The sequence below is a fragment of the Mesorhizobium sp. 131-2-1 genome, assembly GCF_016756535.1.
Taxonomy (GTDB): domain Bacteria; phylum Pseudomonadota; class Alphaproteobacteria; order Rhizobiales; family Rhizobiaceae; genus Mesorhizobium.
Map to the genome: position 1 here is coordinate 224,190 of NZ_AP023247.1, position 12,622 is coordinate 236,811.

Annotated in this window: 15 protein-coding genes; 11 read left to right on the forward strand and 4 right to left on the reverse strand. The window is 66.5% G+C overall.

The genetic code is table 11. From position 1 onward, the window contains the following. Window positions 1–2: 2 nt before the first annotated feature. The 9 genes from JG743_RS01020 to dhaK are packed head-to-tail and all read left to right on the forward strand — an operon-like array spanning window position 3 to window position 8,203. Window positions 3–1,109, forward strand: a complete 1,107-nt coding sequence (locus JG743_RS01020) for an ABC transporter ATP-binding protein (RefSeq protein ID WP_202297218.1) — start codon at window positions 3–5, stop codon at window positions 1,107–1,109. Further along, window positions 1,102–2,115, forward strand: a complete 1,014-nt coding sequence (locus JG743_RS01025; RefSeq protein WP_202297220.1) for an ABC transporter ATP-binding protein — start codon at window positions 1,102–1,104, stop codon at window positions 2,113–2,115. Before JG743_RS01020 ends, JG743_RS01025 begins: the two co-directional genes overlap by 8 nt. A 60-nt stretch (window positions 2,116–2,175) precedes the next feature. Beyond that, window positions 2,176–3,816 carry a dihydroxyacetone kinase subunit DhaK gene (locus JG743_RS01030; protein ID WP_202297222.1) on the forward strand — a complete coding sequence of 547 codons (1,641 nt, stop codon included), beginning with the start codon at window positions 2,176–2,178 and terminating at the stop codon, window positions 3,814–3,816. Window positions 3,817–3,826: 10 nt separating this feature from the next. Continuing rightward, window positions 3,827–4,426, forward strand: a complete 600-nt coding sequence (gene dhaL, locus JG743_RS01035) for a dihydroxyacetone kinase subunit DhaL (protein WP_202297224.1) — start codon at window positions 3,827–3,829, stop codon at window positions 4,424–4,426. Next, window positions 4,426–4,815, forward strand: coding sequence for a dihydroxyacetone kinase phosphoryl donor subunit DhaM (gene dhaM, locus JG743_RS01040; RefSeq protein WP_202297233.1), 390 nt, complete (start codon window positions 4,426–4,428; stop codon window positions 4,813–4,815). Before dhaL ends, dhaM begins: the two co-directional genes overlap by 1 nt. A 20-nt stretch (window positions 4,816–4,835) precedes the next feature. Further along, entirely contained in the window at window positions 4,836–5,138 is a 303-nt protein-coding gene (locus JG743_RS01045) for an HPr family phosphocarrier protein (RefSeq protein WP_202297235.1), read from the forward strand. A gap of 41 nt (window positions 5,139–5,179) precedes the next feature. Then, a complete protein-coding gene (gene ptsP / locus JG743_RS01050; protein ID WP_202297237.1) occupies window positions 5,180–6,754 on the forward strand; it encodes a phosphoenolpyruvate--protein phosphotransferase in 1,575 nt (524 codons plus the stop codon). Window positions 6,755–6,768: 14 nt separating this feature from the next. Then, window positions 6,769–7,191, forward strand: a complete 423-nt coding sequence (locus JG743_RS01055; protein WP_202297239.1) for a hypothetical protein — start codon at window positions 6,769–6,771, stop codon at window positions 7,189–7,191. 25 nt (window positions 7,192–7,216) lie between these two features. Next, window positions 7,217–8,203: a dihydroxyacetone kinase subunit DhaK gene (gene dhaK / locus JG743_RS01060; protein WP_202297243.1), complete on the forward strand. Its 987-nt coding sequence runs from the start codon at window positions 7,217–7,219 to the stop codon at window positions 8,201–8,203. A 21-nt stretch (window positions 8,204–8,224) separates the two neighbouring features. Here the strand turns inward: dhaK and JG743_RS01065 are convergent, their stop codons facing one another. Further along, entirely contained in the window at window positions 8,225–8,320 is a 96-nt protein-coding gene (locus JG743_RS01065; protein WP_202297244.1) for a putative RiPP precursor, read from the reverse strand. 157 nt (window positions 8,321–8,477) lie between these two features. Here JG743_RS01065 and JG743_RS01070 point away from each other — a divergent pair, with 157 nt between their 5' ends. Both JG743_RS01070 and JG743_RS01075 read left to right on the forward strand, forming a co-directional pair. Next, window positions 8,478–9,497: a nucleotidyltransferase family protein gene (locus tag JG743_RS01070; protein WP_202297245.1), complete on the forward strand. Its 1,020-nt coding sequence runs from the start codon at window positions 8,478–8,480 to the stop codon at window positions 9,495–9,497. Continuing rightward, window positions 9,490–10,506: a formyltransferase family protein gene (locus JG743_RS01075; protein ID WP_202297247.1), complete on the forward strand. Its 1,017-nt coding sequence runs from the start codon at window positions 9,490–9,492 to the stop codon at window positions 10,504–10,506. The genes JG743_RS01070 and JG743_RS01075 overlap by 8 nt, the downstream gene beginning before the upstream one ends. A 1-nt stretch (window position 10,507) precedes the next feature. On the opposite strand, the gene JG743_RS01080 is transcribed toward JG743_RS01075, so the two are convergent. From JG743_RS01080 to JG743_RS01090, 3 genes are read right to left on the reverse strand one after another with little or no spacing between them, the layout of a single operon-like run. After that, window positions 10,508–11,488: a serine kinase gene (locus tag JG743_RS01080; RefSeq protein ID WP_202297249.1), complete on the reverse strand. Its 981-nt coding sequence runs from the start codon at window positions 11,486–11,488 to the stop codon at window positions 10,508–10,510. Next, window positions 11,485–11,919 (reverse strand): lasso peptide biosynthesis B2 protein, encoded by a 435-nt coding sequence (locus JG743_RS01085; protein WP_202297260.1) that lies wholly within the window; start codon window positions 11,917–11,919, stop codon window positions 11,485–11,487. Before JG743_RS01085 ends, JG743_RS01080 begins: the two co-directional genes overlap by 4 nt. Beyond that, on the reverse strand, window positions 11,919–12,206 hold the full coding sequence (locus JG743_RS01090; protein ID WP_202297262.1) for a PqqD family protein: 288 nt from the start codon (window positions 12,204–12,206) through the stop codon (window positions 11,919–11,921). Before JG743_RS01090 ends, JG743_RS01085 begins: the two co-directional genes overlap by 1 nt. Window positions 12,207–12,622 lie beyond the last annotated feature (416 nt).

The window sequence follows — 12,622 nt, forward strand, 5'->3', positions numbered from 1 at the left end:
CGATGGCGGAGATCAGAGTTCAGCATCTGCGCAAGGCCTTCGGCGATTTCGTCGCCGTGCAGGACTCCAACTTCGTCGTTGAGGACGGCGAGTTCTTCGTCATGCTCGGGCCGTCCGGCTGCGGCAAGACGACGACATTGCGCATGATTGCCGGGCTGGAACTGCCGACGGGCGGCAAGATCCTGCTCGGCGGCGAGGACGTCACCATGCGCCGGGCGCGTGAGCGCGACATCGCCTTCGTCTTCCAGCTGTTCGCGCTCTACCCGCATATGAATGTCCGAAAGAACATCGGCTTTCCGCTCCTGGCGCAGGGCATGCCCTCGGCCGAGATCCGCCAGCGGGTCGAAGAGACGGCAAGGCTCTTGCGCATCGACCATCTGCTCAACAAGTCCGTCTCCGGCCTTGCCGGCGGCGACCGCCAGCGCGTGGCGCTCGGCCGCGCCATCGTGCGGCGGCCGAAATGCTTCCTGATGGACGAGCCGCTCGGGACCCTTGATACCGAATTCCGCGATTTGATGGTGCATGAGCTGCGCGAGCTGCACAATCGCATCCACGCCACCACCGTCTACGTCACCCACGACCAGATGGAAGCGATGTCGATGGCCGACAAGATCGCGGTGATGAACCACGGCGTCATCGAGCAGTTCGGCACGCCGCGCGAGATCTACGATCGGCCCGCGACGATGTTCGTCGCCGACTTCATCGGCTCGCCGCCGATGAATTTCCTCGGCTTCGGCGGCGGGCTTTCAAAAGGTTCGAAGGAAATCGTCGTGCAGGGCGCCAAGGTGGCGGTGCCGGAGGTGCGCGAGGACATCGCCCCGGTCGACATGGCGCTCGGCATCCGGCCAGAGCACGTCCGCTTCGACGACGCCTCGAAATTGCGCGGCGCGATCTATGGCACCGAATATCTCGGCACGACGCAGATCGTCGCGGTGGAGACGGCGGACGGCATCATCAAGGCCCGCGTGCCAGCCGAAATCCGGCTCACCACGGGCGAGCCGGTCGGGCTGGCATTAAACAGCGCGCGGCTATCGCTGTTCGAAAAAGGCTCCGGCCGGGCGGTCAAGACCGCCATGCATGACCAACCCGCGGAGGCGCGCCATGGCTGATGTCCGGATCCAGGGTGTGACCAAGAGTTTTGGCGACACTGTCGCGATCAATGATCTCGACTTGCAGATCAAGGACGGCGAGTTTGTCGTGCTGCTCGGCCCGACCGGCGCCGGCAAGACGACGACGCTAAGGCTGATCGCCGGGCTGGAGCGGCCGGACAGCGGCACGATCCATATCGCCGGTCACGACGCCACGGCGCTGTCGCCGGCCGAGCGCGACACCGCCTTCGTGTTCCAGCAATATTCGCTCTATCCGCATCTTTCGGTGTTCGACAACCTTGCCTTCCCGCTGCGCTCGCCGGCGCGGCGCTTTCCCGAGGAGGCGATCCGCCGCCGCGTCGAGGACGTGGCCCGCATGGTGCGCATCGACCACAAGCTCAACAACCGCTCGACGAAGTTGTCCGGCGGCGAGATGCAGCGCGTCGCCATCGGCCGCGCTTTGGTGCGCAAGCCGGCGATCTATCTGATGGACGAGCCACTGTCGTCGCTCGACGCCAAGCTGCGCGCCGATTTGCGGCTCGAGCTGAAACGCATCCAGTCCGAGCTCGGCGCCACCATGCTCTATGTCACGCACGACCAGATCGAGGCGATGACCATGGCCGACCGCATCGGCATCCTCGCCGATGGCGTGCTGGTGCAGATCGGCACGCCGCGCGCCATCTATTCAGAGCCGGCAAACCTTCACGTCGCGGCCCGCCTCGGCCAACCGGCGATCAACCTTCTGCCGGCCGGGCTCTTGCCCGACGGCGACGCGCCGGCAGGCACCAAGACGATCGGTGCCCGTACCGAGCACCTGGCAATCGAGAAGGCGGCGAACGGCCACGCCGACGGTATCGTCGACTGGGTCGAGCATCTCGGCGACCAGAACCATCTGCATGTGACGGTGGGGCCCAAGAAGCTGGTGACGCTGACCGACCCCGACACGGCGCTCGAAAAGGGGGACAGGGTGACGATCCGCTACCGCGCGCCGCTTTATTTCGGCTCGGACGGGCAAAGACTGATGTAGGCGGACCGCGCACGCATCGCACATCGATTGACGACCGCAGATACGGACTGGACGAAATCCATGAAGCACTTTTTCAACCGCAAGGACTCGATCGTCACCGAAGCGCTAGACGGCTTTCTCGCGACCGCCGGCTCGGGCACGCTGGCGCGGCTCGACGGCTATCCCGAGATCAAGGTCGTGCTGCGCGCCGACTGGGACAAGACGAAGGTGGCGATCGTTTCCGGCGGCGGCGCCGGGCATGAGCCCTCGCACGCCGGCTTCGTCGGCGCCGGCATGCTGACGGCGGCTGTCTCCGGCGAGATCTTCGCTTCGCCCAGCGTCGAGGCGGTGCTGGCGGCGATCCGCGCGACGACCGGCCCGGCCGGCTGCCTGCTGATCGTCAAGAACTATACCGGCGACCGCCTCAATTTCGGGCTGGCCGCCGAGAAGGCGCGCGCCGAGGGGTTCTCAGTCGACATGGTGATCGTCGGCGACGACATCGCGCTTCCCGATATCGCGCAGCCGCGCGGCGTCGCTGGCACGCTGTTCGTGCACAAGATCGCGGGGCATCTTGCCGAAACCGGCCATGACCTGTCCTCGGTCGCCGCGGCGGCACGCGCCGCGGCGAAGGACATCATTTCGCTCGGCATCTCGCTCTCCTCCTGCTCGATCCCCGGTCAGGCGCATGAGGATCGCTTCGGCGCCGACGATGGCGAGCTCGGGCTCGGCATCCATGGCGAGCCTGGCGTCGAGCGCATCGCGCTGCAGAGCGCCGGCACACTCGTCGCTATCATGGCGGAGCGTCTTGCCGCGCGGCTCGATCCCGGCAGCCGCTACGCCCTGCTGATCAACAATCTCGGATCGGTGCCGCCGCTCGAAATGTCGCTGATCGCCAACGCGGTGCTGGCCTCACCGCTGGCGAGGGCGGTGACGCTGACGGTCGGCCCCGGGCACCTGATGACGGCGCTCAACATGAACGGCTTTTCGCTCTCGCTGATCAGGCTGGACGCGGCGCGCGAGGCAGCGCTGCTCGCGCCGGTCGGCCCGCATGCCTGGCTGCCGGCAAGGCCGGTGCGCACGCCGGTCGTTGTAGCGGTCGCCAAACCGGCCGTTCGCGATGCTTCCAGCGCAAGCAGCGATGCCGCCGTGGAGCGTCTGATCACAGTCGTCTGCGAAAAGCTGATCTCGCTGGAAGAACCCCTCAACAATCTCGACGCCAAGGCCGGCGACGGCGACACCGGGTCGACCGTGGCAACGGGCGCGCGTAGCGTCCTTGAGCGCATCGGCACCCTTCCGCTCGCCGACAAGGCCGCGACGCTGGCCACGATCGGCGATACACTGGGCACGTCGATGGGCGGTTCCAGCGGCGTGCTTTTGTCGATCTTCTTCACCGCGGCGGCGCAGTCACTCGGCGGCGGCGCGACGCTTGGCAAAGCGTTGCTCGCCGGCTTGGACCGGATGAGCTTCTATGGCGGCGCGAAGATCGGCGACCGTACCATGGTCGACGCGCTGGAGCCGGCGCTGAAGGCGCTCGATTCGGGCGGGGTGGAAGCAGCCGCGGCGGCCGCGCGACATGGGGCGGAGGCCACCGCCGCGATGCAGAAGGCGAAGGCCGGGCGTTCGGCCTATATCGGCCGGCAGCTTGACGGCGTCGCCGACCCGGGCGCATTCGCGGTGGCGGAAGTGTTTGTGGCCGTGGCGGCCATGTTCGCCCCGGCATGAAGGACAGAGAATGGCCGCATCCGATTTCTCCAGCTTGATCGAGGCGGCGGCCGATACGATCGCGGCGCATGCCGAGGAACTGACCGGGCTCGACCAGGCGATCGGTGACGGCGACCATGGGTTGAACATGAGACGCGGCTTCGAGGCGGTGCGGGCCGACGCGGAGGCAATCGCGGCGAAGCCCTTGCCGGACGCGCTGAAGGCGATCGGCACCAAGCTGGTGATGACCGTGGGCGGGGCCTCCGGCCCGTTGTTCGGCACGCTGTTCTTGGCGCTCGGCAAGGAACTGCCGGGCACGCCTGACCGCGCCGCGCTGACGGCGGCGCTTGGCAGGGCGATCGAGGCGGTCGCGGCGCGAGGTAAATCTCAACCGGGACAAAAAACCATGCTGGACGTGCTGCAGCCGGTGTATGAGGCGCTGGCGCAAGGCAAGACAGGCACGGAAATCGCCGATGCCGCCGACAAGGCGGCTGACGCCACCGTGCCGATGAAGGCCCTGCGCGGGCGCGCCTCCTTCCTGGGAGATCGCTCGATCGGGCATATGGACGCCGGGGCGCGCTCGACCGCGCTTCTGGTGCGCGCAGTCGCTGAAACCGTCGAGGACCGCTGATGAGCAATGTTGGTATCGTCATCGTCTCGCATTCGCCGCTGGTCGCCGAAGGCACGGCCGACATGGTGCGCCAGATGGTGGGCGACGAAGTGCCGCTTGCATGGTGCGGCGGAAACGGCCATGGCGGGCTGGGCACCAGTGTCGAGGCGATCATGGGCGCCATCGACAGGGCCTGGTCGGAAGCGGGCGTCGCCATCCTCGTCGATCTCGGCGGCGCCGAGACCAACTCGGAGATGGCGGTCGAGATGATCGGCGAGCCGCGCTCGCACAGAATTGTCGTCTGCAACGCGCCGATCGTCGAGGGCGCGGTCATGGCGGCGACGGAAGCCTCCGGCGGCGCCTCGCTCAAGGAAGTGGTGGCGACGGCGCATGAACTCTCGCCGTCGTGAATGAACGGGAACCCGACCGCATGTCCGCATCCGCCGAAGCCAACGTCCTGATCACCCACGATGTGGGTCTGCACGCGCGCCCTTCGGTGAAGTTTACCAAGCTCGCCAAGTCGTTCGCGGCCGAGGTGCAAGTGGCTTTGGCCGCCAACGGCCCATGGTTCGACGCCAAGAGCATCGTCAAGGTCATGGCGGCCAAGGCGCCCAAGGGAACGCTGCTGTACATCCGCGCCAGGGGCGACGGCGCAGGCGAAGCGGTCGAAGCGCTGGTCGATCTCGTGCAGCGTGATTTCGACGAGGATGCGGACCATGCCCGGTCCGCTTGAGACGGACTCGCAAGTGCCCGGAACCGCAAGGAATGCGGGCCATGCGGATTGAGGGTGTTCCTGCCTCCACGGGCTATGCCGAGGGGCCGCTGTTCGATCTCGATCGGCCGCCTGCCGCCTACATGGGCAAGGCGAGCGCGGCGGAGGAAAAGGCAGCCCTGGAGAGCGCGATCGGCAAGGCGGTGAGCCGGCTTTCGACCATGATCGAAACCGCCGATGGCGATGCCGCCGACATCCTCGAATTCCATGTCGCCATGCTGGAGGACGACGCGCTGAGCGGACCGGCCCTTTCACACATAGACGAGGGCACGGCGGCCGACCTGGCGTGGCGGTGGGCGCTCGACGCCGAGATCGCCGGCTACGAGGCATCCGACCAGGACTATTTCCGCGCGCGGGCCGCCGACCTGCGCGACATTCGCGACCAGGTGCTGCGGGCGCTGAGCGAGGACAGCGAGGCTTCGGCACCCGCCGGCGCCATCCTCTATGGCGAGGACATCGCGCCGACGCGCTTCCTCGAAACCGACTGGAGCGCCGGCGGCGGCATCGCGCTCAGGGCCGGCAGCACCGCCAGCCATGTCGCCATGCTGGCGCGCTCGCGCGGCGTGCCTATGGTGGTGGGGCTCGGCGCTTCGGCGGAGAAACCTGCCGGGGTCGCGCTGCTCGACGCCGAGCATGGCGGCATCGTGCTTTCGCCCTCGCCGGCGGAGATCGAAGCCTTCCGGCAGTCATCTTCCTCCTTCGCGGCACGCCAGGGCAAGGCGCGGACCTTCCTGGCGCGGCCGGCGGTGACCAAGGCGGGCACCGCCGTGCGGGTCCAGGTCAACATCGCCTACCCTTCCGATGTCGACGGCCTCGATATCGAGACCTGCGATGGTGTCGGGCTGATGCGGACGGAGTTCCTGTTCGGCAGGACGCTGCCGGACGAGGAGACGCAATATCACGCATACCGCAAGGTGCTGGAATGGGCCGGCGGCAAGCCGGTGACCATCCGCACCGTCGATGCAGGCGGCGACAAGCCGGTCCCCGGTTTCACCGTCGAGGAGACCAATCCCTTCCTCGGCTTGCGCGGCATCAGGCTGTCGCTGGCGCGGCTCGACGTCTTCCGCGCGCAAATCCGGGCATTGCTGCGCGCCGCCATACACGGCAATCTGAAGGTCATGTTTCCGATGATCGCCACGGCCGATGAGTATGCGAGGACTGCCGCGCTGTTCGCGGAGGAGCAGTCAGGACTTGCCGCGCGCGGGATAGCACACAAGATGCCGCCGCTCGGCATCATGGTCGAGGTGCCGTCTGTGGCCATCGCACCGGAGGCGTTCGCCAATGTCGCCTTCTTCTCGATCGGCTCCAACGATCTGACGCAATATGTCATGGCGGCGGCGCGCGACAATGCCGCCGTTGCGAACCTCAATTTGGTCCGCCATCCGGCCGTGCTGCGGCTGATCGCTTCCGTCGCTGCCTTTGGACGGGAGAAGGGCATCCCGGTGAGCCTGTGCGGCGATGCGGGCGGCGATCCGGCCACCATTCCGGCACTGATCGAGGCAGGCCTCCGCGACCTGTCGGTCGCCCCCGCACAACTCGCCATGGCCAAGGCGGCCATCGCTGAAGTCCCGGTCTAGGCGGCGTGGCGGAGATGGAGAAGGTACCCGAAGCGAACTCGGAAGAGGCGATCCGCGCCTACAAGACGATCCTGTCGCTGGTTATCGACCAGCGGCCGTCCGGCATGCGACAGCGGCTCGCCGATGCGCTCGGCAAGCATCGCAGCTTCGTCACCCAGATCTCCAGCCCGGCCTATTCGATCCCAATCCCGTCAAAACATTTGCCGGCTATCTTTTCCGTCTGCCATTTCAGCCCGGCAGAGCGCGATCAGTTCCTCGCCGCCTACCATCAGGCGCATCCCGGCAAGATGTCGGCGGCTTCCGGGCTGCGCAAGACACGCCATGTCTCGCTCATCGTGCCGGATTTCGGCGACGACAAGCAGAATGCGGCGCTCGATCGGGCGATCAACGAATTCATCCAGAAGATCACCAGCATCGCCGGCAAGGGCAGCGGCTGATCAAGACTGTTCCGGGAGGACAGCCATGAAGAAATTCATCAACGCAGTGGACACGGTGCTGACCGAGAGCCTTGACGGCTTCGTCGCCGCCCATTCGGATATCCTTGTGCTGGGCGATGACCACAAATTCATCCGCCGCAAGGCCCTGAAGCCCGGCAAGGTGGCGCTGATCTCCGGCGGCGGCTCGGGCCACGAGCCGCTGCATGGCGGGTTGGTCGGGCACGGCATGCTCGATGCCGCCTGCCCCGGCCAGGTGTTCACCTCGCCGACACCCGACCAGATGATTGCTGCCGTGCAGGCCGTCGATACCGGCGCCGGCTGCCTGTTCATCGTCAAGAACTACGAAGGCGACGTGATGAATTTCGATATGGCGGCGGAAATGTCGGAAGGCGTCATGCAGGTGGTGACCAATGACGACGTCGCGGTCGAGAATTCGTCCTACACCACCGGCCGGCGCGGCGTCGCCGGCACGCTGGTGGTGGAAAAGATGGTTGGCGCGGCGGCCGAGCAAGGCATGGCGCTGAAGCAGCTCAAGGCGCTCGGCGACCGCGTCAACGGCGCGACGCGCTCGATGGGGGTGGCGCTCACCAGTTGCACGGTGCCGGCTGCGGGCAGGCCCACCTTCGAAATCAGCGACGGCGAGATGGAGTTCGGTGTCGGCATCCATGGCGAGCCCGGCAGGCGGCGCGACGCGCTGAGGAGCGCCGATGCCATCGCCGAGGAAATCTGCACGGCCATCGCCGGCGACCTCGGCGAGCGGGCAAAAGGGCCGGCGCTGCTCTTCGTCAACGGCTTCGGCGGCACGCCGTCGATGGAGCTCTATCTGATGTACAACAGCGCCCGCAACATCTTCGAGAAGAACGGCGTGAGCGTGATCCGCTCGCTGGTCGGCTCCTATGTCACGTCGCTCGACATGGCCGGCTGCTCGATCACGCTGACCATGCTCGACGACGAGATGACGGCTTTGTGGGACGCGCCGGTGCACACGGCCGCGTTGCGCTGGGGATTGTAGCCCCGCCGAGTTCCAAGAAGGTCAGATCGTCACGAGCGAATTGCCGTTGGCGGCGGTGATGCCGGACAATCTGCCCGCCTTGCGCAGCACCGGCGCCTCATACGTCTTCCTGGTCATTGCAGACAGCCTCCGCTTCAACGCGCAGGATGGAGGAACATCCGTTGCCAAGTCAAATCAACCCTGAGGTTTGTCGCCGCCGCACTGGTCTCAATGGTGCTTTTCTGCAACCATATTCGAAACATTGTCCTCCAGTTCGCAAACACCGACCGGGTTGATGCTGCCACCACTGACGCCTGCCGACGAGAAACTGCTGCTGAACTATGCGGACCCCGAGGCAGAGCTGGCCGTGGTTCCCAGGGCAGGAAGCCTGTTGGCGCTGCTCGACAATGCCGAGTTCCACGGTGTGCTGCCGATCATGCTGCGCAAGTTGCGGGAGGCAGGCGATGCGCATCTGCCGCAGGATGCTGACCTGCAAGCGAGATTGGCCGAACTGCGCGAGGCATCGACGCTGGTCACCGGCCAGTCCATGCTGCTGCAATACCATGGCGAGCGCATCATGAAGGCGCTTGCGGCGAAGGCCATTCCGGCGCGGATCGTCAAGGGACCGGTGTTCGCGCGCAAGCTTTACAAACACGTCTCCGACAGACCCTTCACCGACATCGACATCCTGGTCGAGCCGGCCAGCATCAACGATGCCAACCGGGTGATCGCGGCATCCGGCTTCGAGCTCTGCAGCGGCGAAGCCCAGTCGCACGACCTGCAGGAGTTCAAATGGCTGGAGAAGGAGAATTCGAGCCTGCTGATCGAGCTGCACGGCAATCTGGTGCATGATTCCGGCATGCGGCGGCGGCTGTCGCTGGGCTTTCGCGACTTGCAGGCCATCGACGGCAACGGAACGGACACGCCGGCGGCACTGCTGACCATCGCCATCGTGCATGCGTCCGGCGGACACAAATTCCACCGCCTGCAGCTCTGCGTCGACGTGCTGCAAGGCGTGCGGGCCTTGCGTTCGCCGGCGGCCGAAGCGCGGCTGCTGGAGGCCGCGCGCATGACCGGCATCGAGCTCGAACTGGCGACCGTGCTCGACGTGACCGGCCGGCTTTTCGACGAGGCACAGGCGCTCGACCTCGCCGACCGGATCAAGCCTGATCTCGGCATCCGGCTCGCCAGGCGGCTGATCACCCGTGAGACGCTGCTCGGCGTCAATTCCAGGGACAAAATGCGCTCGCGGCTTCGCCGCGACGCGTTCCGCTGGATCCAGAGGCTGGCCAGGCCGAGGCCGTATCGTGCCTGATCACGCAGCAGCCTCGGACAGGCCGATCTCGGCCGTCTTCATCATCGAAATCACGCCGATCACGGCCCCGATGCTCGCCGGCTGGCTGGAGAAGGGCCACCACATCGCCGCGGTCGTCGTGCCTGGTCCGCGGCCCGGCAAACAGGCGAGCTTCGGCACCTGGCGGCGGCGGCGCAAACGCAAGCTCGTGCTGAAGCGGCATCTGGTCCCCGCCGAGGTGCCGCTGATCGAATTCGGCCGCCCCTATGACTGGGCCGCGCTTTGCGAGCGCCTTGCCGGCGTCCACGCGGAAGTCCTCATCACGTTCGGGTTTCTCACCCTTATTCCCGAGACCTTGCTGAAACTGTTCGCGAAGGGCGGACTGAACCTGCATCCGGCGCTGCTGCCCAACTACAAGGGCCCTCACCCGATCGCGCGGCTCGTCGTCGACCAGCAATACGAGGCGCATGGCGGGGTCAGCCTGCACAAGATGACGTCGGGCTTCGACGAGGGCGACATCCTGGCGCAGGTCGCGTTTTCACCTGGCGATTGGCAGTCGACAGCGACGCTGTCGCGGGCGCTGGCCAGCGGGATGAAATTGCTGGTGGCGGAGGCCGCGCCCGATCACTGCGTCGGCGTGCTCGAAGGCATGCGGCAGCCGGAAGGGAACTTCACCTGGGCGAAGCTCGGTCGCGCGCCGGTGGTGGTCGGCAGTCAATGGTCGAGCGCTCATGTCGCAAGAATATGGCGCGTGGTCGGGCGCGCCGTCGCGCTCCATGTGCCGATCGACGGGAAGCTGGCCCGGCTGGCGCATCCCATCCGCAGGCTCGGCCCGGCAACGGGCGAACCGCCGGCGAGACGCTGGGGAACGATCGAATTCGATTGCGCCGACGGCCGCATCGCGCACCTTGCCTATAACGGCTTCGCGCGGCAGCTGACGCGCTGGCAGCGCGCGTTCGGCCGGCTGCGGCTTCGGCAGAAATCCTTCGAAGTGCGCCGCTTTGGCGAGCGCGCCGAAGGCCCGCGGTGAGTCAGGCGACCGCCAGCGTGGACCGGATCAACCGTGCGGCATCGGCAGGCCGCGCACCGACCTCCAGGGTAAAGGTCGGCACCGCCGTGACCAGCCTGGCGATAGTCGCCAGCCGGTGTTTTTGCAGCGGCAGCAGGCCGGTCATGCCGGTCCTGACATTGTCGGCGGCCAGCGCGACCATGGCGTCGGTCCTAGCCATGGGATGAAGCCTGCTCTCGCCGTCGGACGAGCGGGCAAGATGAAGCAGCGCCGCGACCGGCCTGGCGACTATGCTTTCGACGCGCAGGATCTCGGCGAGGCGCTCGAGCGACACGGCCTGCTCGCCATTGCGGTCCCAGGACGGGCCGAGGCAGGGCGAGACGAGCGGGACAAGCTCGGCGGTCTTGCGGTGGATCTTCACATGGCGAGGCAGGCCCCAGGCTGCCGCCTTGTCCGGCGCCACGTCGAGGATCATGGAATCATCCGCGCAGAGGCCGAAGCCTTGCGAGGCCAGCGCCAGCGAGGTCGTGGTCTTGCCGGTGCCGCTCGGCGCGTGGATGAGGACCATTGCATCACTGCCTGGCAACGTCAGGCCGGCGGTGTGCAGCATATACTGCCCGCCGGCGTCGAGCGCGGCATCCAGCGCCAGCATCCACGCCGTCCAGGTGACCCTGACGCCGGGGCGCGTGCGGATTTCCGCCCGGCGCTCGCCGGCACGGATGGAGACCGTCTGGCGACCGGGAAACACCAGGTGAAGGACGTCGCCGCCATCGATCATGCGGCAATGGCCGTCCTCGGGCACCTCGCCGTCGAAGGCGAGCGTCCCATCGGGCGTCTCGGACAGGGACTGTGTCTCGACGATGTCGATGCGAAAGCCGGCATCGAGGGGTTCGGCGGCGCTCAGGCCCGAGAGCATCCTGTCGAGATCGCGCCAGAGCTCGGCGCGTTCGGCCGAAATGGCGACGACCTGGCCGTTGAGGGCGTAGCTTATGGACGCGGTCAAGCGGCACGCGCCTTTCCGGGCTCGGCATGATGGCGATAGATCTCGACCATGCCGGGAAGGCTGTCGCTGACCACCGGCCGGCCATCGAGGCAGACCCAGCAATGCGCCGACAGGCGGGGCGCGTGCATCGACTGCGGATCGACGCCAAAGCGCAGGTCCGGATCGAAGCCGGCGAGGCGCAGGAAACGATGGGCAAGCAGGCCTTCCCTCAGGCATCTGCGGTCGCGCATCAGCCAGGGATGCCTGACCGCGTGGTTGACGCTGGCGACGATGTAGGAGGACGGCAGGCCGCGATAGGGCGTCGGCGATGTCAGCGGCGCCCATTTCAGCACCGTTTCGAAATCGCGCTTGCCGACGAGGGCCGGCATCAGCCGCGCGCTGATCCACAGATGGGCGCGAAACAACACCCGCATCAGCGGCCCGTCAGCCATCATGCACCCGGGTCGGCGAGGATGCCTTCCGCCACCAGCTCCGCGGCAAGCGCCGCCATGTCCTGGTCGAGCATATTCTTGTCGACCTCGAACTCGTCGGAAAGCAGATCGACGATCTGGTCGAGGCTGCGCGCGCCGTCGACCTTGTCGAGAAAGGCTTCAGTGGTGCCGTTGCAAGTATAGAGCTGGCCGCTGCGCGCCAGAAGCACGACGGCGCCGTCGCCGACATGCTGCACCGAGGCGTCGTCCGCCAGGCGCAGAACCATTCCTGATGCGATTTCAGCCATGGGCCTGCTCCAGATCATGCAAGAATGCTGGAGAGCCATTAGCGCGGCGAGGCGATGCTGTCCATCGCCCTGACGGCTTGTCCGCAACGAACCCCCGGGCCCGGCTGGAGCGGAAATCACACGCATGAGGGTTGCGGCGCGGCGGTCACGGCGGACAGTTTTTCGCGCTTGCTCAACACTGGCTTTTCGTAGGCCTTCTTCGCGGCAATCTCCCGAGACGATCGACAACCGCAGGTGACAGTGAACGCCATTGTCCGGCAAGCTGGCGAAAACGGGGGGTGTTGCCTTCCTTCCCTTAAGTAAGCTATGGAATCGCCGGGGTTGGGGAGAGGGTGACGAGTATGCGTTACAATTGGGACCGGGCTCCGACGGCGTTCGAACGCCATCGGAAGGCATTTGCTGCTGCGATACTGATC

Bases quoted from the DNA above. Each gene is read 5' to 3' on its own strand.
- JG743_RS01020 (WP_202297218.1), top strand. From the start codon at position 3: ATGGCGGAGATCAGAGTTCAGCATCTGCGCAAGGCCTTCGGCGATTTC.
- dhaM (WP_202297233.1), top strand. From the start codon at position 4,426: ATGAGCAATGTTGGTATCGTCATCGTCTCGCATTCGCCGCTGGTCGCC.
- dhaK (WP_202297243.1), top strand. From the start codon at position 7,217: ATGAAGAAATTCATCAACGCAGTGGACACGGTGCTGACCGAGAGCCTT.
- JG743_RS01085 (WP_202297260.1), bottom strand. From the start codon at position 11,919: ATGGCTGACGGGCCGCTGATGCGGGTGTTGTTTCGCGCCCATCTGTGG.
- JG743_RS01045 (WP_202297235.1), top strand. From the start codon at position 4,836: ATGTCCGCATCCGCCGAAGCCAACGTCCTGATCACCCACGATGTGGGT.
- JG743_RS01030 (WP_202297222.1), top strand. From the start codon at position 2,176: ATGAAGCACTTTTTCAACCGCAAGGACTCGATCGTCACCGAAGCGCTA.
- JG743_RS01065 (WP_202297244.1), bottom strand. From the start codon at position 8,320: ATGACCAGGAAGACGTATGAGGCGCCGGTGCTGCGCAAGGCGGGCAGA.
- JG743_RS01025 (WP_202297220.1), top strand. From the start codon at position 1,102: ATGGCTGATGTCCGGATCCAGGGTGTGACCAAGAGTTTTGGCGACACT.
- JG743_RS01070 (WP_202297245.1), top strand. From the start codon at position 8,478: ATGCTGCCACCACTGACGCCTGCCGACGAGAAACTGCTGCTGAACTAT.
- dhaL (WP_202297224.1), top strand. From the start codon at position 3,827: ATGGCCGCATCCGATTTCTCCAGCTTGATCGAGGCGGCGGCCGATACG.
- ptsP (WP_202297237.1), top strand. From the start codon at position 5,180: ATGCGGATTGAGGGTGTTCCTGCCTCCACGGGCTATGCCGAGGGGCCG.
- JG743_RS01055 (WP_202297239.1), top strand. From the start codon at position 6,769: ATGGAGAAGGTACCCGAAGCGAACTCGGAAGAGGCGATCCGCGCCTAC.
- JG743_RS01090 (WP_202297262.1), bottom strand. From the start codon at position 12,206: ATGGCTGAAATCGCATCAGGAATGGTTCTGCGCCTGGCGGACGACGCC.